This window comes from Paenibacillus sp. FSL K6-2393 (genome assembly GCF_038002545.1).
In the GTDB taxonomy this organism is placed as follows: Bacteria; Bacillota; Bacilli; order Paenibacillales; family Paenibacillaceae; genus Paenibacillus.
In genome coordinates, this window is record NZ_JBBOCU010000001.1 from 1,540,742 (window position 1) to 1,559,902 (window position 19,161).

Genomic DNA, 19,161 nt, shown 5'->3' on the forward strand with positions numbered 1-19,161 from the left:
GGAAAAGATGTTGAAAAGTAGTGAGCTTGCCATATGCAAGACCATAGACATTGATCAATCCATTCAAGATATACAGCTAAATTGGTTGTCAGGAGATATCAGAGTTCTTCCGAGTGTGGATGAACTGATTCACGTCATGCAATATGCGGATGCGTGCTTTTCCAAGCGAAGGCTGCTGCAGGTTAACATACGAGGGGATACCTTAAGCATTGTGGACGGAAGAAAAAGGAGAGGCCTCGTTGGAATAAATATCGGTAGAACAGCATTGGAGATTCAGCTTCCTGCTCGGGTTTTTGATCGTATTTTACTAAACTCCACAGGAGGACAACTCCGGTTGAATCGGCTTTTGGCTACTCGCTGTCAATGTAAGATCACCTCAGGTAGTGTAGATCTATCAGGGAGGATGGAGGAGCTTGAACTGAGCGCAGTGGCATCCGTAGTGAAAGCGCAACACCTTAGTGCAGATAAGCTCAATCTTCAATCCAGTTCAGCCAAGATCGACATTTTGGGGGAGTTTCGTCACTTGCAAATTAACACAACAGGCAGAGGATTAAATATGGACTGTCTCAAGATGCCAGAGAGATTGCATTCCGTATCAACAGGGGCAAAGGCAGTGGTTTCCATTCCAGATAACGAAGGTTTTCAAATTATACTTAAAGAAAGATCAGGAGTGTTTAAAAGTGAATTTGATCTGACTCCCCTTCATGAGGACAGCAACGATCTAATACACAAAAGTGGAAAAAGTGAATTCCATGTGGATATTCGAGGAGGAGCTTTTCATCTAAAATCCAGGAAATGAGACACCGATCGTGTACTGAAAATAAAGGGGGCAGATATAATGGCTGGTTGGATCGTAGGAATTAGCTTTTCCTCCATCGTACTGCTAATTGGGATTTACGGCGCATTGAACGGCAGGCGCGGGCAGGCCAGAAACAAGTGGGCCTGGTGGTTTATTTTGTTTGGTTGTTGTGCGCTTGTCAGTGCCATCATTAATTATCAATTCAGATGAGCCTCATATATTACAAAAGTAAGCCTACAAAACGGATGTGGCTTTCAATTGCTCTATGTGATATAGTAAGTATCCTTTTGTATTGCCAGATCTAGGTGATGCAGAGCAAAACATATTCTTAGGAGGTAACTGAAACATGTCAGACAGCTTTCAAAGTGCCTATCAAGAAGAAGAGTACAGGTTAGAGCGAACGATGGAGGAAGTGGACAGTCAGCTGGAACGACTGCAGAACATTCCGGTGTATACCGGCCACGACTTCACAGAACAAGTGCTGGAAGCTGGACGCGAAGAGCGCCGCACTGCCTTGTCCAAGAGCGCGCAGCAACCCTATTTCGGACGCTTGGATTTCGAAGAACAGGGCAGTGGTGCACGGAAACCGCTGTATATTGGCAAAATCGGCGTAGACCGCGAAGAGGTGGGAGAGCATCCGCTCGTCATCGACTGGCGTGCTCCTGTCGCCAGCCTGTTTTACTCATTTACCGGAGGCGAAGCCTCCGCTACGTATGAAGCCCCGGAAGGGCTTATTGAAGGTCTGGTATACCTGAAACGAAACGTTGTCATTCGACAGCGGATATTGGAACGTGTGGCGGATACATATAACCGTGACAGCGACCAGCCAGCGGTATCTGATGAATTCCTCGTTTATCGTCTGGGAGAGAACAAGGATAACAAACTGCGTGATATCGTATCTACGATTCAGGCGGAGCAGGATCTGATCATTCGTGCGGCTCGAAATACCGCATTAATCATTCAAGGTGTAGCCGGATCCGGGAAAACAACGGTTGCCCTGCATCGGCTTGCCTTTTTGCTGTATCAGTATAAGGAGCAGGTATCTGCAGAGAAAATGGTTATTTTTGCACCCAACCACATGTTCCTGGATTACATCTCGGATGTGCTCCCGGAACTCGGAGTAGGGGATATTCAGCAGCGGACATTCCCGGATTGGGCGATGAATCTGTTGGGGCTGGAAATGCCTTTGGCGAATACGTCGGATACATTGAACACATGGTTTGAAACACCTGATGCACGACCTGAGTTGAATGATGATGTACCTGGACGTTACAAAGGATCGATCCGTTTCATGGAGCTTATTCGAGAGTGGCTCTCGGGGATGGAAGCGGATTCCGTACCAGATATGGACTTCAGTCCATGGGATGGTAAGGTGCTCAGCAAGACGGAGATCGAGAACTGGTTCGGTGAGGAATACAAACATTATCCGTTGGCCAAACGCAAAGAACGGGTCATGGCGCGAGTTCACCGCTGGATTGAGATGGAACTTAAGAAACCGATGCCAGAAGCTGTGCGCAAAGAACGCAAGAAAAAAGCGTCTACTCGTGAGAAAGCCTATGCCAAAAAATGGCCTCAATACGAGCCGCTTACGTTATACAAACAGCTGTTCAAAGCTGCAAAGGGTGGTTCTGTGCCAGCCTCGCTCAGCGGGCTTATTCCAAAACTAGTCATGAAACAAACGGCAGCAGATCTGAAGCAGGATATCGTCCGTGAAGAGGATCTGCCTGCATTGGTATACATTCATACATTGGTCCATGATATTGAGGGTTCGGAGCGGTTCGATCATGTCGTGATTGATGAAGCACAGGACTTTTCTCCTTTTCATGTGGCGTTATTGGATCAGTTCGTCAAAGGGCATTCCTTCACTATACTGGGTGACTTGTCTCAAGGCATTCATGAGTACCGTGGTGTTCATGCGTGGGAAGAGATGAGTTCTCTGTTTCCTGAGGAACAGAATGCATACTTTGCATTGACCCGAAGTTATCGTTCAACGATGGAAATTATCGATTATGCCAATACGATTCTGGAACGTGGCGTCAAGAGCGGAATTACGGCGATTCCTGTTTTCCGGAGTGGTGATCCGGTTCGGACGCTGGCTTATGGAGGCGAAGGGCGGACGGCGAGTCTGGAGCAGGCTTTGAAGGTGTTAACGGTCAAAGACTACCGAACAGTCTCCATCCTGACCCGTACACTGCATGAAGCAGAGGAACTTCATCGTGAACTTCAGGACGGAGGCTGGGATCTAAACCTGATCGATGGTGGCAAAAAGCAGTACACGGGTGGACACTCCGTTTTACCGGTCTACTTGTCCAAAGGGTTGGAGTTTGATGCCGTTATTGTGGCAGACGTAGACCAGAAGCATTATTTGCCAAATGCGGGTGATGCAAAGCTGTTGTACGTTGGTTGTACACGGGCCTTGCACGAATTGTGGTTGTTCCATGACGGTGTACTGCCGATCTATGCGGCTGCAACACATAATCCCGATGGCGAACCCGTAACCATTCAGGGTTGGCCAGAGCTTGGTTAGATAAAGTTTGCTTATACAAGAAAAGGCATGGCGTTCATGGGAAAATCCCATAAGCGCATGCCTTTTTTGCTTTTGTGCGAGAATTGCTTAATCTTCCAACGAAGAACGACGGGGGAGTTCAAGTTTATGTTACGCTATTTCTCATTTTGGATGAGCGACGGTTCACCAGGAATATACCAACACCAATGAATAAACCGCCTGCTAATGCAAACCACTGAACGTGCTCTCCCAGCAAAATCCAACTCGATAGTACACCAAAGAACGGTGCCAGAAACAGATACGAACTGGTTTGGGCTGGGTCACTATTCTGCAGCAGATAAAACCAGAGTGAAAACTGAATGATGGAGCAAACAAGCGTTAACCAGAGCAGCGCCATAACCGAGGTGGTATTGACCATAAAGTGAGGTTGTTCAGTCCATACGCTCAGCAGAAGCAACGCAGCACCTCCAGCAAGCATCTGATAGGCTGTTAAGACAAAAGTATCATAGCCATTACCCCAGCGTTTGATGAGCAATGTGGACACGGCAAAGGAAATCGCTCCACCAAATCCAATCCAGGTTCCGGGGCTAAAGCTCATCTGCCACCCAAAAGTTAACATTATCCCGATGAAACCGAGTATAACACCGATCCACTGACTGAAACGGTAGGTCACTCTATATAAGAGAGCACTGAGGATAATGACCAGTAGCGGATTGGTAAACGTAATAATGGCGGATTCACCGGATGTAATCCAGTTCATGCTGTAGTAGGCGCAGCCCATCACTCCTGCGGATTGGAACAGACCAATGAGGGTTATTTTCAACCAAGACTGCCATCCAGTAGGCAAAGGACGTTTACGAAGGAACAAGGCCATCAATCCACCAGCCAGTACATAACGTATGCCCATGAGCAGGAAAGGTGGGGCATATAACATGCCGATCTTGCCAACTGGAAAAGAAGTACCCATGATTAGCGTTGTCAAAATGATCAATAGTGTATATTTTAATGGTTTTATGATCCGGGTATCTTTATCATGACTGGAGCTCATAACGTCTGTCCGCTATCTACAGTAATTAGCTGCCCGGTCATGGATTGCTGTTCAAGCGCAGCACAGATCATGTGTGCGATATCCTCAGGTGAGGCAATGTGCTGCAATAACACTTCTCCACCGAGATGATGCATGCGCTCCTCGTTTCCAGCCCACCACCTTGTCGCAACTGCGCCAGGGACGATAGCATTCACCCGAATGTGTGGGGAGAGTGCGTGCGCAAGTGATAATGTCAGACCGTGAACTGCCGCTTTGGAGACGGCGTAAGGGAGGGATGAGCCAGAACCCGTACTTCCTGCAATGCTGCCCAAATTCACGATGGAACCACTACCAGCCTGTCTCATGCCTTCCGTTACTGCACGAGCGCAATGAAACATGCCTTTCACATTCACATCAACCAGCTCATTCCAGATGTCATCTGTAACAGACTCCAGATCGTGCATGGGGATATGGTGCGTGATTCCAGCGTTATTTACAAGTGCAGTGATCGGGCCATAGGTTTCAGTTATTGTAGTGACCATCCGCCGGACATCAAGATCATTGGCAACATTAGCTTGAACGGCGAATGCATGGCCTCCCGTATTCAGAATGTGTTGAACAGTCTCGTTTGCTGCATCTTGTGAGCGGGAATAGTTGACAGCGACCAAGGCTCCGCGTTCAGCGAGCATCTCACTTACAGCACGGCCTATACCTGTTCCACCACCTGTGATCAGAGCAACTCTATTTTTCCAGTATGTCATGCTGAACACTCCTTATCATCATCCAGTCAGATGACTGGTTTGGGATCTACATGAATTGTAGTCTGGTTTACACATGAAGTATAATGATTGGTAATGAAGCGGATATCATTTTGAATGATGTCAGAGTGGGGGGGACCATGGAGAGCGGGGATCTTAGAATATTTCAGTGTGTTGCACAGGAAGGGAATCTGACCAAAGCTGCTTCTAAACTGGGGTATGTTCAATCCAACGTAACGGCACGAATCAGGCATCTGGAAGCAGAAGTAGGTACAACGTTGTTCATTCGTCATAACCGAGGCATGACGTTATCTCCAGCCGGAGAAATGTTGCTGACCTATGCAGATAAAATTATTGGTTTGCTGAATGATGCTTCCAAGGCGCTTCGGGCGACGAGCACACCATCGGGTCCAATGCGAATAGGGTCTACACAAACTGCTGCGGCCGTGCGACTACCAGAACTTTTCGTCAGATATTATAAACAGTATCCAGATGTCTCCTTGTCACTGGTTACTGGAAATTCGCAGATGCTTATGGATCAGGTTATTGGGTATGAATTGGAGGGAGCATTTATAGGCTGTCCCTGTGATCATCCTGATATCGTTTCTATTCCCGTATTTGATGAGGAACTATTTGTTGTCTATTCTGGTATGGGTCCTACGGATGAAGATCTTAAGAGTAAACCCATTCTTGTCTACAGCATGGGGTGTTCCTATCGTCAGATTTTGGAGGAATGGTTAGAGGTGGGTGGTGTTACCCGCCCAGTAATTATGGAATTTGGAACCCTTGAAGCGATTATTAGTGGGGTTACATCCGGCATGGGAATTTCCTTGTTACCAGAGATTGTGGTTAGGCAGCAGATCAAAAATGGATTACTGCGCACGCATACACTCCCCGTAGGTATGAATCGCATGATGACTCATTTTATTACTCGCAAGGATGCCTTTGTCAGTAGTGCACTTCATGCATTTATGGCTATGTTACCGTGAGAGTATGATATGATAGAGAGTGGAGAACCATCAGAAGTGTAATTGTAATCAAGGCAAGGCAATCCGTTAAGGAAGTGATGAGCAATGGATTTATTTTCGTTTCAACAAGAGTCAAAACCACAAGCTAGATTGCTCGCGGACCGCTTGCGGCCAGAGCATCTGGATGAATATATTGGACAGGAACATATTATTGGACCGGGGAAATTACTCCGGCGCGCCATCGAGGCTGATCAGATTTCGTCAATCTTGTTATACGGCCCGCCTGGATGTGGCAAGACTACCTTGGCACATATTATTTCCCAGCAAACGCAAGGACAGTTCGTTCGACTGAATGCAGTGGAAGCTTCCGTCAAGGATGTGCGTGAAGTCATCGAACAGGCGCAAACGAACAAACAGCTGTATGGAACCAAAACCATTCTATTCCTCGACGAGGTACACCGGTTTAACAGTTCACGTCAGGATGCGCTATTGCCAGCGGTAGAGAAGGGCACGATTATTTTTATCGGAGCAACAACAGAGAATCCCTTTCATTATGTCAATGGGGCCTTGATGAGCCGTTCTACTCTGTTTCAGCTAGAATCGCTAAACAAGGATCATTCCCTAATTGCGATGCGCAGAGCATTGAGCGATGCGGACAAAGGTCTGGGGTTCATGGAGCTGCAGGCGGACGATGAGGCGCTTGAACATATTGCAACGATGGCCAACGGAGATATTCGGCGTGCGCTTAATGCGCTTGAACTGGCTGCGTTGACCACGCCACCGGAGAAGGATGGGTCCATTCATATCACGCTTGGTGTAGCTGAAGAGTCTATTCGGCGCCCCATTGTGAAGGCGGATGAATCGACACAGTATGATGTGCTGTCTGCATTTCACAAGAGTATTCGGGGTTCCAGTGATGCGGCGCTGTTCTGGTTTCTATACGCGGTGGAGAAGCTCGGCATGGACCCGATGACCTTCATTCGGCGTCTGATTGCAGCGAGCAGTGAAGATATTGGACTTGCGAACCCGCAAGCCATGACTCAGGCGATTGGAGCACTTGATGCGTACCGGAATAACGGCTGGCCCGAAGCCAAGCTGAACATTGCACAAGCGATTCTGTTTGCGGTCGAAAGTCCAAAATCCAATGCGGTGTACACCGCCATTTCCAAAGCCATGAACGCGATTGATGAGGTAAAATCGGCAGAAGTTCCACTTCACTTACGAGATACGCATTACTCTGGTGCCGTGAAGCTCGGACATGAGGGTTATCAATATCCACACAACTATCCGGGGCATTACGTGAAACAAGAATATTTGCCGAAGCAGCTCTCACGGAGAGTATTCTATGAGGCCACGGAGCAGGGGAACGAATCGAAGATTAGGTTAAACCAACAGCGGCGTAGGGATTTGTAAGATCAGTCAGATCACTCGGGAGATGCACATAACATGAAAGAGTTTTTGTATATAGGGGCAGGTGGATTTCTCGGAACAGTGACCCGATATGCCATACAGTTGGCGATACCAACTGTCCATGGGGGGTTCCCTTGGGCAGTGCTGTTAATCAATGCGATGGGCAGTCTTTTTTTAGGGTGGTTCTTTACCATAGCTGTTCCAGGCAAAATAACACCACAACTTCGACTGGCGATTGGCACAGGTTTTACTGGCGCATTTACAACATTCTCCACGTTTACACTGGATATTGTTCGTTTATCCGAAGAGGGCGAATGGATCAGTGCCGCTATTTATATGATCGTAAGTCTGTTGGCAGGGTTGTTGCTCTGTGCGCTGGGAATGAGCCTTGGACATCGCATGTTGGGAGCACAAAGACAAGAGGGTGCTGCCTCATGATCCTGTGGATTGGGTTGGCAGGTGTGCTGGGTGCGGTACTGCGTTTCAGTCTGGGAAAATGGGTCTCTGGCTTGCTGGGAACGGCTTTTCCATGGGGAACATGGATCATCAACATCAGTGGTTCACTGCTGCTTGGGCTGTTATACGGGTGGCATCAATCTGCAATGATCTCAGATGGAATCTGGGTGATCTGGGGAACCGGGTTCTGCGGTGCGTACACCACGTTCTCCACCTTTGGCTATGAAACGTTAGGACTTATGGGTCGACAACGATACGTAAGAGCGGCGCTCTACGTCGTCAGTTCGGTTGTAGTTGGGGTGTTGGCCTGCTTGGCAGGAGTCTGGTTGACTGCATAACGAACTAATTTTATTTTTTTTGCAAAGAAAAGCAGGAAAAAAGCCATCCTTCATGGTATACATGAAAGACGGCTTTTTTAATAGGGATACACGGTATTGTGTATAATCCGCATTTTAATGGACAAGCTCTATTATTGCATTGCAGGTACAGGTACTTTTTGCACCTGATCGATCGTACCCCCACCCAGGCAGACCTCTCCGTCGTAGAAAACAACGGCTTGTCCTGGCGTAATGGCTTTTTGCTGCTGATCAAATTGTACATCTACACTTCCATCTTCCTGCCAGGTCAATGTAACACCTTGATCCGGCTGACGATAGCGGAATTTGGCAGTACAACGGAATGGCACATTAGGCATGTGCTCTTCACCAGCAATCCAGTTCACACCCGTTGCGATTAGACCCGTGGAGTACAAGCTTGCATGGGCATCGCCCTGAACAACAAGCAGTTGATTCTTCTCCAGATTCTTGTCTGCAACGAACCAGGGTTCACCATTGCCGGAACCGCCAATGCCAAGACCTTGGCGTTGTCCAAGTGTGTAGTACATCAGACCATCATGACGACCTTTGACTTCACCAGTTGCGATATCAACCATGTCTCCACCTTTGGCAGGCAGATAGTTACTCAGGAACTCTTTGAAATTACGCTCACCGATGAAGCAGACACCTGTGCTGTCTTTTTTCTTGGCAGTATACAAACCAGCCGCTTCTGCGATTTTGCGTACTTCCGGTTTGGGCAGATGACCAATCGGGAACATGGCTTTGGACAGCTGGTTCTGATTGAGTGCGTTAAGGAAATACGTTTGATCCTTATTGTTATCCACACCACGCAGCAACTTGAGTGTGCCATCTTCTTCAATCAGACGAGCATAGTGTCCTGTAGCTACATAATCTGCGCCGAGATCCAGAGCTTTGTTCAGGAATTCACCAAATTTGATCTCACGATTACACATGACATCCGGATTTGGCGTGCGGCCCGACTTATATTCATCAAGGAAATAGGTAAATACTTTATCAAAATACTCTTTCTCGAAGTTGACAGTGTAGTAAGGAATGCCGATCTGTTCACATACGCGGCGTACATCCTCTGAATCTTCTTCAGCGGTACAGTGGCCGAACTCGTCGGTGTCATCCCAGTTTTTCATGAAAATGCCGATGACATCGTACCCTTGCTCTTTCAGCAGCAGTGCGGTAACGGAAGAATCGACACCTCCGGACATGCCAACGACGACCCGTGTATTTTCAATTGTTTTGGACATCGTTATCACCATTTCTATATATAAATGTGTTTCGTTTCTTATTCTAGCATAACCGGACTCAAGATACGATACACCCGGCCAATTTTGGATAGTGTCCACCACAGACGCACATTTTGGAATATCGTCAATCTTTCTTTTCCATAAAGCATGCAGATATGTTAACATTAGCTGAGGGTTATGATCGGAATACGGAGAATTAGAAGCTTAAAGATTAGTTCTATGAATCTCTGCTGTGGACAGATCGTGAAAGAAAAGGTCGTGGACCACAGGATAAAATATAAAGTTTCCAATCGTTTCTGAAAATTGAAAGAGGTGACTCCTTTGAAAATATCGACAAAAGGCCGTTACGGCCTCACAATCATGATGGAGCTTGCTGCCAGAACAGGCGAAGGCCCTACATCACTTAAAAGCATTGCCGAGCGCAATCAACTCTCGGAGCATTACCTGGAGCAACTGATTGCTCCACTACGTAATGCAGGACTGGTGAAGAGCATTAGAGGTGCTTACGGCGGTTATATCCTTGCGGGTGATCCTGCAACCGTGACTGCAGGCGATGTAATCCGTGTACTGGAAGGGCCAATCTCTCCAGTAGACTTCACGGAGGAAGATGATCCGGCGAAACGTGATCTGTGGTTGCGTATTCGTGACGGGATTGCGGAAGTGCTGGATTCCACAACACTGAAAGACCTGATTACCTTTCAGGATCAGGACAAAAAAGATAGCTACATGTTTTACATTTAAGGTCACTAATTCGCATCACAGAAGACACAATAAAGCCCCCAACTTGGGGGCTTTAGACATGCCAATGGGTACTTTGTTCTTCATTTTTTCTACAGATTACTTTAATTGAGCAGGGACTATGTATTCAAAGCTGCAGATTTACAAGTTGGTCAAGTTGGAGCCTAACTGTCTATCTTGTGAATCAGCGACTTTTTAAGGTTTCTATATCAGCTTCCATGCGTAACTGACGGCGATTCAAAATATCAATGCTGTGCTGATGGGTATTCAATTCGGTAGTTACTTTGCGTTCAGAGGCGGATTGGGAAGCGTCAAGACGTTTCGTAACGGTCAATGTTTCCAGAACAGCTTCTTGAAGAAGCGGAATGTTTTTAGTTTGTTCCTCTATGGTGTCCAGTCTTCTATCCATGGTATTCAGTCTGTCTTCCATCTTTTCAAGACGTACGTCGATACTGTCGAATCGTTTGTCCATTTGTTGAAGCTGATTCAGAATCTGCCCGAGAATGGGATCACTCATGTCTCTCTCTCCTTTTTGAAATGGATATATAACATTATACACGAAGATGTGACAACAGAGCATCCGTTTCAGTTTCCAATTTTGACAGTTTGCCATCAGATAGAAATTTAACATATAACGGGGTGAAGATAAATGAAACGAATTTATTTGGATCACGCCGCATCGACACCTATGCATCCACAAGTCGCAGAAGCGATGATGAACGTCATGACAGGACAATTTGGCAATGCATCAAGTATCCATGCCTTTGGGCGTGAGGCCAAACGGACTGTCAGCGGAGCAAGGGATGTCATTGCGGCGTCTTTGGGCTGTTTCCCGGACGAATTGGTATTCACCGGAGGCGGCACGGAGAGCGACAATCTGGCAATCTTTGGAGTAGTCTCATCCAGGCAGGATAAGGGGAAACACGTCATTACGACTGCAATTGAGCACCATGCTGTCTTTCATACGTGTCAGGAATTGGAGCGGCAAGGTTATGAAGTAACCTATCTATCTGTGGATCGTTATGGACGAATAAATTTGGATGAGTTGCAAGAGGCCATTCGACCGGATACGGTGTTAATCACCATGATGTATGCCAACAATGAAGTAGGCACGATTCAGCCGATCCGCGAGGTAGGTGAGCTTGCCCGTCAGCATAATATCCTTTTCCATACCGATGCAGTTCAGGCTCTGGGCAGCCAGAATATTTCCTGTAAGGAACTGCCTGTGGACCTGATCAGCTTCTCAGCGCATAAAATCAATGGACCTCAGGGCGTGGGTGCACTCTATGTCCGGCGAGGAATTGTGCTGGAAGCAAGAGCTCACGGTGGGTTGCAAGAGCGTCAGCGTCGCGCTGGTACGGAAAATATCGCAGGTATTACCGGATTTGCAGAGGCGCTCAAGATTGCATCAGCACAAACGGAGGCGCATCGGCAGCATGATTTGGAATTGCGTAAACTTTTGTTGGAACAGCTTGAAATTCATGTGGGGACGGAGCACTTTCACGTGAATGGACACCTGGAGCATACGCTGCCAAACATCCTGAATATCAGCTTTCCGGAAGTGTCCACAGAGACGATGTTAATGAATCTGGATATGGAAGGGATTGCTGTTGCAAGCGGTTCTGCCTGCACTTCAGGTTCACTTGAAGTCTCTCATGTGCTCAAAGCGATGAAATTGCCTGAAACATTTTTACACTCTGCGATTCGATTTAGCTGGGGATTGGGTAATACTACGGAAGAAATCATGATAACCGCCGAAAAAATTGGAACCATTCTTGGACGTCTGCGTAATAGACCCTAAGGGGAACTTTACACATGGAACAGAAGGAGGGAAGAAGTTCCATTTCATCGGTTGGATAGAAGCGGTTTTGATGATCGGCGTCTGATTGCCACTCATCAACTTTGGGCATACCTAGCAATAGCGCCGCGCCTATTTAATGATAAGAAGATGAGGGGGACCCAGCGATGAAGCTTCAGGAAATGATCGGACTTGCCGTTTTTGATGTTGAGGACGGGAAGCAGGTCGGTAAAATCCAGGATTTCATTGTGAATGATGATTGGGAGATCGAAGGCATTGAGCTTGAGAACAAAGGTCTGTTTACCAATCATGTCAAAATCGTGCAGTGGCAAGATATCGTTGCCTACGGCGAAGATGCCGTCATGATACGTAATCAACAGGCTGTCCGCAAGACGGGAGCCGACGACATAAAATACACGTACCTCCTCGGTCGGTCTAAATTGAAGGAGATGTCCGTGCTCACCGAAGAAGGTTTGCTGCTTGGGCGTGTCTCCGATGTTTATTTTGACCAAGAGTTGGGAAATACAATAATAGGGATTGAAATTACGGACGGTTTTGTGTCCGATCTGATCGAGGGCCGCAAATGGCTGCCATGTACAAGCGATATGTCCATCGGGGAAAGTGCCATTATGGTGCCGTCTCTGAGTGAACAACGCTTGGAAAATGCCATTCATTCTGTTAATGGATAGGTGAATGAATATGAAATGTCCAAACTGTAGTTCCAAAGATATCGGGAAAATTGGTTCCCACCAGTTTTATTGCTGGGGATGCTTTATCGAATTAACGGTGAACGGTGAGAAAATGTCTGTATATCAGGTGGAAGAAGACGGTACGCTGAGCTCTCTGGATGATTTGTTTTTCGGGGACGAGTTGCCACAAGACTTCCCTCATCTTCACGCTTCTTCTTAATAAGCAGAATAACTTCCTCTATATGCGGTTTCATGACAATGTCTGTCATGGGAGGCTGTCGTTAATTGTTGGCAGATGTATATAGATGCGGTTACATAGTGGTTCGGCTGGTGTATGTATGATTATATGCTAACCTGTACTGCAAAATGCGCTTCCTTCTCTGATGAAGGAGGCGTTTTTTGGGTTTAAGAAAAAAAGTTAGGATTGCTCTTTCCACTTCTGCGCTGTGTTAATAAATATTACCTTTCCTACATATACTGACTCTTAGAGCCAGTCCAAAAGGAGAGATGCAAGTGGAGCAATTAACCAAAAACAAGCTGTTCCGTTACGCAATCTGGCTGCTGCTCGGATTGATTATTTTATATTTTATATGGCTGCTGCGGCCTTTACTGCTTCACATATATGCGTTCCTGAAAACAGTGCTGGCGCCCTTTATCGTAGCTCTTATCATATCCTATGTACTTAATCCGATTGTCAGCATGCTGGGAGGGCGCAAGGTGCCTCGTACGATTGCGGTACTCCTCATATATGCCTTTTTCCTGACCTGCCTCGGTGTCATTCTGATGAATGTCATTCCGGTATTGATTGAACAGCTGGAGGAACTCAACGAGCATATGCCGGAGCTGTCCATGCGTGCCCAGAGCCTGATGAACAATATGGATCACAAATTAATGCCGCCAAGTGTGCGAACAGGCATGAACAGTTGGTTCTTTCAGATGGAGGATCGACTAACCCAGGGAATTACCGTGCTAATGGACAATATCGGGGCGACCATTAATGTGTTATTCAATGTGTTTATCGTGCCATTTTTGATCTTTTACATGTTAAAAGACTTTGAGGTATTCGAGCGCACCATTGTGGCGTATCTTCCGCGTTCACGTCGAAAAGCGATTGTCTCGGTGATGAAAGAGATCGATACTGCACTGGGGAACTACATTCGGGGACAGTTTATTGTCTGTGTCATTGTTGGTATCTTTGCCTATATTGGTTATATCGTCATTGATATGCCGTATGCCCTGCTGCTTGCAAGCATTGTAGCTGTGTTTAACATTGTGCCCTACCTGGGGCCATTCCTTGGAGCTGCTCCTGCTGTGGTCATGGCATCAACCGTATCGTTTAAAATGGTGCTGCTTGTTGTCATTGTGAACACACTGTGCCAGGTGTTGGAGAGTAACGTTATTTCTCCTCAGGTGGTGGGACGTACGTTGCATCTGCATCCGCTGTCGATTATATTTGCACTGCTCGTCGGAGGTGAACTGGCAGGCATTGTAGGTTTAATTCTGGCAGTACCTGTTTTTGCCGTGCTGAAGGTGATTGTGCAACACTTTTTCGCCTATTACATCAAACGAAGGACCGACTAAATAGTAGACCTAAAACATCAACTGGCCCGCGTTGACACCCGCTTGTGCTACCGATATAATGAGTGTGTATGTTTAGAACATGAAATCGATGATGAAATAAAGTACGCCGAGGGTTCCTTTCCTCAGAGAATAGACTTCTTCGGATCAGGGTGAGCCTGAACTGATGGCTGGAAGAGTCTTGAAAGATGAAGCGGCGGAAAGCTAATTTCGGAGTGCAGGACAACCCTGCCGGGAGCGACCGTTATTTCGCATGAACGAGGAGATTGTTTGTTTGTCCGGGCAGCAAGGGATGAACAGCAATAACCAGGGTGGTACCGCGATAACATCGTCCCTGATTATTCAGGGGCGTTTTTTGTGTTTATTTTTACAAAATCAATGTTGACCAACCGGAGCGAATACGCAACGGACTATTATAATTTAATGGGGGCATCCAGTATGAAAGCCAGTGAAATCCGGTCCAAATGGATAGAGTTTTTTGCAAGTAAAGGTCACAAAATCGAGCCTAGCGCATCGCTCGTACCTCACAACGATCCTTCCCTTCTGTGGATCAATGCGGGTATGGCACCGCTCAAACCATATTTTGATGGACGTGAAAAGCCGGAGAACCCGCGCCTTGCGAACTCCCAAAAATGTATCCGTACCAATGATATCGAGAATGTTGGCAAAACGCGTCGTCACCATACGTTCTTTGAAATGCTCGGCAACTTCTCTATTGGAGATTACTTCAAGGAAGAGACCGTAACATGGGCGTGGGAATTCTTGACCAGCAAAGAGTGGATCGGATTCGATCCGGAGCGTCTGTCCGTAACGGTATATCCGGAAGATGAAGAAGCATTCAAACTGTGGAACGAAAAAGTGGGACTACCTGCTGAGCGTATCATTAAATTGGATGAAAACTTCTGGGATATCGGCGAAGGCCCCTGTGGACCTTGTACCGAGATCTTCTATGACCGCGGCGAAGCTTATGGAAACGACATGAGTGATCCTGAAATGTATCCAGGTGGGGAAAACGAACGTTATCTGGAAGTATGGAATCTGGTATTCTCCCAGTTCAACCATAACAAAGATGGCAGCTACACACCGCTTCCTAACAAAAACATTGATACAGGTGCAGGTTTGGAGCGTTTTGCTTCCATTCTGCAAAATGTGGATTCCAACTTCGACACAGACCTGTTCCAACCGATGATTCAAAGAACAGCCGCTCTTGCGGGTGTGAAATATAACGACAGCGTAGAGATTGATGTTGCACTGAAAGTCATTGCCGATCATATTCGTACGGTTGCCTTTGCAGTAGGTGATGGCGTTCTGCCAAGTAATGAAGGACGTGGATATGTCATCCGTCGCTTGCTTCGTCGTGCAGTTCGATATGGAAAAGTGCTTGGACTTGACCGTCCATTCCTGTATGAACTGACTACAACCGTTGGTGAAGTGATGGGAATGTACTACCCTGAGGTAGTGGACAAACAGGAATTCATCGCCAAAGTGATTAAAACCGAAGAAGAGCGTTTCCACGAGACACTCACAGATGGTCTGGCTATTCTGGCTGATATCAGCGGTACTGCCAAATCCGAAGGACGCACGGTTATTAGCGGACCTGAAGCTTTCAAACTGTATGATACGTACGGATTCCCGTTTGACCTGACAGAAGATTATGCCGCAGAGCATGGTCTGACTGTGGATCGTGAAGGTTTTGATGCTTCCATGCAGAAACAACGTGAGCTTGGACGTGCTGGGCGTCAAGAGAACGAGAGCATGAAAGTTCAAGGTGGACCACTTGCTGACCTGGAGGTTAAAAGCGAGTTTGTTGGTTATACTGACCTGTTGACGGAAGCAAAAGTGGTAGCCATCGTAGCTGGTGACGCCCTTGTTGAAACTGTAGGCGAAGGCCAAACGTGTCAGGTTGTTCTGGACAAGACTCCGTTCTACGCGGAAAGTGGCGGTCAAGTGAGTGATCAGGGCTTGCTGCGCGGTGCTGGTGTAACAGCGAAAGTACAAGGTTTGTTCAAAGCTCCACTCGGACAACATGTACATCTGGTGACTGTGGAGTCCGGTGAACTGCGTGTAGGTGATGTGATCAACGCCGAAGTAGACTCAGCGAAACGTGGCGACATTATCAAAAACCATACGGCAACCCACTTGCTGCACAAGGCACTCAAAGATGTGCTCGGAACACACGTAAACCAGGCCGGATCGCTCGTAGAGCCACAGCGTCTGCGGTTTGACTTCTCTCACTTCGGCAGCATCACACCGGAAGAGTTGACAGAGATTGAACGTCAGGTGAATGAACAGATCTGGAATCGTCTGAACGTGAACATCGAGCTGAAAGCTATTGATGAAGCCAAAGAAATGGGCGCGATGGCCCTGTTTGGCGAAAAATATGGAGATATTGTACGTGTCGTTCAAGTTGGAGACTACAGTTTGGAACTTTGTGGCGGCTGTCACGTAAATAATACTTCAGAGATTGGAATCTTCAAACTGGTGAGCGAGAGCGGAATCGGCTCCGGCGTTCGTCGGATCGAAGCTGTAACTGGCCGCGGCGCATATCTGTATGTGGAAAGCCAGTTGGAACTGCTCAAACAATCAGCAGCACTGCTCAAAGCAAATGTGGCTGATGTACCTAAACGGATTGAAGGTCTGAACCTGCAACTGAAAGAAGCAGCCAGAGAGACTGAATCCCTGCAAAGCAAGCTGAGTGCCATGGAAGCGGGTCAATTGACCGATCAAGTGGTACAAGCAGGAAATACACAATTGCTGGCAGCACGCGTAGATGCTCCGAACATGGATGCACTGCGTACAGTGGCAGATGAGTTGAAAGTAAAATTGCCTAACGCGGTACTCGTATTGGGTGCTCCAGCGGACGGCAAAGTGAATTTTGTTGTAGCTGTACCTGCTGAACAAGTAAAACAAGGACTGCACGCTGGTAAAATCGTCAAAGAAGTCGCAGCAGTATGCGGCGGCGGTGGCGGTGGACGTCCAGATATGGCGCAAGCCGGAGGCAAGGATGCGACCAAGCTGGATGAAGCGCTGAAACTGGCGGTTTCGCTGGTTAGCGGGCATACTGCATAAATCGAACGAGGGCTTTCAAAGGCCAAAATATAGTTCGAAAGGTTCTGTTCGTTATACGGAGGTTGGATCGGGATGCTTCTTCCCGTCCAACTTTTGTACCTGAGAGCGAGTGGAATCGACTGATGCAATATGCTGAAGCCAGTAAAGGACAAGCAAAAAACACAATTGCCTTATCCTTTGTTTACTTGTGGCAGTCAGAATATGTTATTATATAAACAGAAATCAATTCGGCAGGACATGGTCCCCATGTTCATGCAGGAGCGAGGTGTCATCAATGGACTCCATGGATAAGACGGTTAAATTTAATGTGAAAGGTGACGAACAGGAAGCATCATCCAAAGAGATTCTTCTCACGGTATATGATGCATTGGTCGATAAGGAGTATAATCCGATCAACCAGATTGTTGGGTATCTGATTTCCGGAGACCCGGCATACATTCCTCGTCACAACAACGCACGTAGTCTGGTCCGTAAAAAGGAGCGCGATGAGCTGATTGAAGAGCTTGTACGTTCCTATCTGGCCAATCACCGGTAATGTACGCCGCTTCCGCTGTGTTGCAGCCATGCAGGCAGCGGGAAATGAACCGACAGAAGACAGCCTGAAGCTTGAGAAGGCGATGTTGAATCGACCTGAGCAGGCCCCAGGATGGGAGAGCATGGATGAAAATATTAGGTTTGGACTATGGGGACCGAAGAATCGGAGTTGCCGCGAGTGACGCCTTCGGTTGGACTGCCCAGGGATTGGAAGTGCTAGAACGCCGCCGTGATGAAGGCGAGTTCGCTCGGATTGCCGAACTTGTGCGTGAGCATGAGATTAGTGAGATCGTAGTCGGACTTCCCAAAAACATGAACGGCACCGTAGGACCGCGCGGTGAGATATGCATTGCTTTTGCCGAACGCCTGCGGGATGAACTGAATTTACCTGTTCACCTTTGGGATGAACGGCTGACAACCATGGCAGCAGAACGTACGCTGATTGAAGCGGATGTCAGTCGGAAAAAACGCAAGCAGGTTGTGGACAAAATGGCCGCAAGCTTGATTTTGCAAAATTATTTGGATGCCAATAGTAGAAGGTGAGGGGGATCAACAATGGCTGAAGATCAACTGGGTATGGAAGAAGAAGCGGAAATTATTTACATTGCGGATGACGAGGGTAATGAAGAGGAATTTGAAGTCATCATGAAGTTTGAAGTAGATGGTTCGGAGGCCAAGTACATGATGGTTGCTCCGGTTGAACCTGAAGATGGCGAAACGGATGTATATGCATTCCGTTATGAAGAAGAGGGCGACGATATTAAACTTTTCGTCATCCAAGATGATGCCGAATGGGATATCGTCGAGGAGACGTTTAATACATTTCTTGCTGAAGATGAAGAGGAAGCGAACTAAATGACGGAATATAGCCGCAAAGACCTGAAATGGACAGATTCACTGCGTCTGGCATTCGGTGCTCATGTTGAGCTCGAGGAAGAGAACGGTAAATCACAACCGTATGACTTGTTGGCTGAGTTCGAAGTGAACGGTCAGCAGTACGCGGTGCTCCGCAGTTCGTTGCGACCTTATGACGAGGTTGAACTTCTGCGAGTATCGCCTGGAAGTGAAGACCAGATCATGCCAGAGTTAGTTACGATCGACGATGATGATGAGTGGGAGAACATCTCGGAACTGTATGATGAATGTACTCTCCCCATTGACGAAGATTAAATCAGCTTCAAATTGAAAAAACCGGGAGGGCGGAGAAGTCCGCTCTTTTTGGTTGTGTAAAGGAGTT

The 19,161-nt window shown here is 47.2% G+C and carries 21 protein-coding genes; 17 read left to right on the forward strand and 4 right to left on the reverse strand.

All coding sequences use genetic code 11. From position 1 onward, the window contains the following. Positions 1-7 precede the first annotated feature (7 nt). The 3 genes from MHI14_RS06730 (at position 8) to MHI14_RS06740 (ending at position 3,326) form a co-directional block, all read left to right on the forward strand. Positions 8-799, forward strand: coding sequence for a DUF4097 family beta strand repeat-containing protein (locus tag MHI14_RS06730; RefSeq protein ID WP_341130043.1), 792 nt, complete (start codon positions 8-10; stop codon positions 797-799). Positions 800-838: 39 nt separating this feature from the next. Further along, positions 839-1,009 (forward strand): hypothetical protein, encoded by a 171-nt coding sequence (locus tag MHI14_RS06735; RefSeq protein ID WP_249911884.1) that lies wholly within the window; start codon positions 839-841, stop codon positions 1,007-1,009. 136 nt (positions 1,010-1,145) lie between these two features. Next, a complete protein-coding gene (locus MHI14_RS06740; RefSeq protein ID WP_341130044.1) occupies positions 1,146-3,326 on the forward strand; it encodes a HelD family protein in 2,181 nt (726 codons plus the stop codon). Between the two features lie 124 nt (positions 3,327-3,450). Here MHI14_RS06740 and MHI14_RS06745 read toward each other — a convergent pair whose 3' ends face one another. Next, positions 3,451-4,296 (reverse strand): DMT family transporter, encoded by an 846-nt coding sequence (locus tag MHI14_RS06745; RefSeq protein ID WP_341130045.1) that lies wholly within the window; start codon positions 4,294-4,296, stop codon positions 3,451-3,453. A 53-nt stretch (positions 4,297-4,349) separates the two neighbouring features. Then, complete coding sequence (locus MHI14_RS06750) at positions 4,350-5,093, reverse strand: SDR family NAD(P)-dependent oxidoreductase (protein WP_249911887.1); 744 nt, start codon at positions 5,091-5,093, stop codon at positions 4,350-4,352. A gap of 137 nt (positions 5,094-5,230) precedes the next feature. Between MHI14_RS06750 and MHI14_RS06755 the strand changes: the two genes are divergently transcribed. The 4 genes from MHI14_RS06755 (at position 5,231) to crcB (MHI14_RS06770) (ending at position 8,262) form a co-directional block, all read left to right on the forward strand. Further along, a complete protein-coding gene (locus tag MHI14_RS06755) occupies positions 5,231-6,079 on the forward strand; it encodes a LysR family transcriptional regulator (protein WP_341131679.1) in 849 nt (282 codons plus the stop codon). 84 nt (positions 6,080-6,163) lie between these two features. Next, on the forward strand, positions 6,164-7,471 hold the full coding sequence (locus MHI14_RS06760; protein WP_249911889.1) for a replication-associated recombination protein A: 1,308 nt from the start codon (positions 6,164-6,166) through the stop codon (positions 7,469-7,471). 33 nt (positions 7,472-7,504) lie between these two features. Then, positions 7,505-7,906 carry a fluoride efflux transporter CrcB gene (gene crcB, locus MHI14_RS06765; protein ID WP_249911890.1) on the forward strand — a complete coding sequence of 134 codons (402 nt, stop codon included), beginning with the start codon at positions 7,505-7,507 and terminating at the stop codon, positions 7,904-7,906. Further along, complete coding sequence (crcB, locus tag MHI14_RS06770) at positions 7,903-8,262, forward strand: fluoride efflux transporter CrcB (RefSeq protein ID WP_249911891.1); 360 nt, start codon at positions 7,903-7,905, stop codon at positions 8,260-8,262. The genes crcB (MHI14_RS06765) and crcB (MHI14_RS06770) overlap by 4 nt, the downstream gene beginning before the upstream one ends. 131 nt (positions 8,263-8,393) lie before the next feature. Here crcB (MHI14_RS06770) and mnmA read toward each other — a convergent pair whose 3' ends face one another. Further along, positions 8,394-9,518 carry a tRNA 2-thiouridine(34) synthase MnmA gene (gene mnmA, locus MHI14_RS06775; protein WP_143023545.1) on the reverse strand — a complete coding sequence of 375 codons (1,125 nt, stop codon included), beginning with the start codon at positions 9,516-9,518 and terminating at the stop codon, positions 8,394-8,396. Positions 9,519-9,839: 321 nt separating this feature from the next. Here mnmA and cymR point away from each other — a divergent pair, with 321 nt between their 5' ends. Continuing rightward, positions 9,840-10,259, forward strand: coding sequence for a cysteine metabolism transcriptional regulator CymR (cymR, locus tag MHI14_RS06780; RefSeq protein ID WP_076212458.1), 420 nt, complete (start codon positions 9,840-9,842; stop codon positions 10,257-10,259). 181 nt (positions 10,260-10,440) lie between these two features. Here the strand turns inward: cymR and MHI14_RS06785 are convergent, their stop codons facing one another. Next, positions 10,441-10,773 carry a hypothetical protein gene (locus MHI14_RS06785; protein WP_339310503.1) on the reverse strand — a complete coding sequence of 111 codons (333 nt, stop codon included), beginning with the start codon at positions 10,771-10,773 and terminating at the stop codon, positions 10,441-10,443. Positions 10,774-10,905: 132 nt separating this feature from the next. Between MHI14_RS06785 and MHI14_RS06790 the strand changes: the two genes are divergently transcribed. The 9 genes from MHI14_RS06790 to MHI14_RS06830 all read left to right on the forward strand — a co-directional run bounded on the left by MHI14_RS06790 (position 10,906) and on the right by MHI14_RS06830 (position 19,094). Next, positions 10,906-12,057 carry a cysteine desulfurase family protein gene (locus MHI14_RS06790; RefSeq protein ID WP_341130046.1) on the forward strand — a complete coding sequence of 384 codons (1,152 nt, stop codon included), beginning with the start codon at positions 10,906-10,908 and terminating at the stop codon, positions 12,055-12,057. Positions 12,058-12,221: 164 nt separating this feature from the next. Further along, on the forward strand, positions 12,222-12,743 hold the full coding sequence (locus tag MHI14_RS06795; protein WP_017686814.1) for a PRC-barrel domain-containing protein: 522 nt from the start codon (positions 12,222-12,224) through the stop codon (positions 12,741-12,743). A 10-nt stretch (positions 12,744-12,753) separates the two neighbouring features. After that, a complete protein-coding gene (locus MHI14_RS06800) occupies positions 12,754-12,963 on the forward strand; it encodes a hypothetical protein (protein WP_017686815.1) in 210 nt (69 codons plus the stop codon). Between the two features lie 293 nt (positions 12,964-13,256). Further along, entirely contained in the window at positions 13,257-14,324 is a 1,068-nt protein-coding gene (locus MHI14_RS06805; protein WP_341130047.1) for an AI-2E family transporter, read from the forward strand. Positions 14,325-14,759: 435 nt separating this feature from the next. Continuing rightward, the gene (gene alaS, locus MHI14_RS06810) at positions 14,760-17,390 is read left to right on the forward strand and encodes an alanine--tRNA ligase (RefSeq protein ID WP_341130048.1); all 2,631 of its coding nucleotides are present in this window, start codon (positions 14,760-14,762) and stop codon (positions 17,388-17,390) included. Between the two features lie 274 nt (positions 17,391-17,664). Continuing rightward, on the forward strand, positions 17,665-17,925 hold the full coding sequence (locus MHI14_RS06815; protein ID WP_036616950.1) for an IreB family regulatory phosphoprotein: 261 nt from the start codon (positions 17,665-17,667) through the stop codon (positions 17,923-17,925). A gap of 125 nt (positions 17,926-18,050) precedes the next feature. Continuing rightward, a complete protein-coding gene (gene ruvX, locus MHI14_RS06820; RefSeq protein ID WP_062835871.1) occupies positions 18,051-18,467 on the forward strand; it encodes a Holliday junction resolvase RuvX in 417 nt (138 codons plus the stop codon). A gap of 12 nt (positions 18,468-18,479) precedes the next feature. Continuing rightward, a complete protein-coding gene (locus tag MHI14_RS06825) occupies positions 18,480-18,779 on the forward strand; it encodes a DUF1292 domain-containing protein (protein ID WP_017686820.1) in 300 nt (99 codons plus the stop codon). Further along, entirely contained in the window at positions 18,780-19,094 is a 315-nt protein-coding gene (locus MHI14_RS06830; protein WP_047844066.1) for a DUF1292 domain-containing protein, read from the forward strand. The last annotated feature ends 67 nt before the right edge of the window (positions 19,095-19,161 follow it).